This is a genomic window from Flavobacterium cyanobacteriorum (assembly GCF_002251835.1).
Classification (GTDB): Bacteria; Bacteroidota; Bacteroidia; order Flavobacteriales; family Flavobacteriaceae; genus Flavobacterium; species Flavobacterium cyanobacteriorum.
Genome location: NZ_NOXV01000026.1, coordinates 1 through 1,188 on the forward strand (window position 1 = coordinate 1; position 1,188 = coordinate 1,188).

2 protein-coding genes are annotated in these 1,188 nt (G+C 30.0%); both read right to left on the bottom strand.

Features of this window, described 5'->3' with window-relative positions; translation table 11 throughout:
• Positions 1-38: 38 nt before the first annotated feature.
• Complete coding sequence (locus CHU92_RS00200; RefSeq protein WP_094411425.1) at positions 39-359, bottom strand: hypothetical protein; 321 nt, start codon at positions 357-359, stop codon at positions 39-41.
• Positions 359-772 carry a hypothetical protein gene (locus CHU92_RS00205; RefSeq protein WP_094411427.1) on the bottom strand — a complete coding sequence of 138 codons (414 nt, stop codon included), beginning with the start codon at positions 770-772 and terminating at the stop codon, positions 359-361. The genes CHU92_RS00200 and CHU92_RS00205 overlap by 1 nt, the downstream gene beginning before the upstream one ends.
• Positions 773-1,188: the final 416 nt, after the last annotated feature.

The following is a 1,188-nucleotide window of genomic DNA, read 5'->3' on the forward strand; positions in this document are numbered from 1 at the left end:
TTTATTGATTTTTAATCAATTATATTTTTTGTCGTGTACTAAAAATATAACACTTTAAAATATTTATAGGTTTTTATTTCATCAAAATAATAATCATTTTCAAAGGCAAAATTTTCAAATTCATCTGCAGACGTGTTGAGTAAACTAACTAATTTTTCAATACAGAGATAATTATTTATCACTTTTTTATCTGCTATGATAGTATCTTGCTTTACTTCAGGATTATATTTAATAGTGTCTAATAAAATTTCTTTTACGTTGTTGACCTCTTTCTTCTCTATTTTTTCAGTTGTCTTTTTAGGTTCTGTAAAACAAGATATAGAGAGAAAACTAATCACTATAATAAATACTTTTTTCATTATGTTAGTTTAATTTTAAAGTTTGTAAAAAATAAAGTGATGATAAATAAAGTTAAAGAAATATAAACACCAAATTTATAATCCTTTATTGTAGCTTTTGTGTAGTAATAGCTTTTGACTGAATACTTTTTAAAATCTGTATTTGCATAACTCATATCATATAGATCAAAACCATTTCCAGCTGTTTCTATTCTATTATTAAAATAGGAATCAAAATAAATGCGTAAAACTTTTGTGTTGGACGGTACATATTGAACAAGTGATGGTTTTTCATAATTGTTTTGATTTGGACTATCGGCGATATAACTGAACTTTCCAAAATGCTCTAAACCAAACAAGATTCCGAAGCCCAAAATAAAGGATATTAATAAATTTCTTATATGTACTTTCTTAATTTCTATTGTTTTACTCATTAAATTTGTAATTTAAATTTAATTTTTATGTGAAAGAATACAACTTCACGATATTGTTATTTTCAAAGCTATTCCAAATTCAGGTCAAATGACTGTTACTGACATTAAAGAAAAGTACATGAATTATCCACACGCAATCTAATAAAATACTGTTATTTTCCTCAAATTAATTTTAGCGATTTTTGCACATCGCTTTGTTGCCGGGTAGTCCCGAAGGGCTGGCCAGGGCAAAGCCGGGCGCTATATTCTTCCTTCACGAAAGTAACGATTTATATTAATTTTAACAAATCTTTATGAAACCCGCCCACTCCCCTCTCACCGCACACCCCGCGTGAGGGATTGCAGCGGCATCCTTTTTTGCGGCTTGCCGCAAAAAAGATACAGCGGAAAGCCCGGCCCGCAGGGACACGCCCAAA

What these genes read in the sequence shown, in the direction of transcription:
- CHU92_RS00200 (WP_094411425.1), bottom strand. Translation starts at nt 359, where the DNA reads ATGAAAAAAGTATTTATTATAGTGATTAGTTTTCTCTCTATATCTTGT.
- CHU92_RS00205 (WP_094411427.1), bottom strand. Translation starts at nt 772, where the DNA reads ATGAGTAAAACAATAGAAATTAAGAAAGTACATATAAGAAATTTATTA.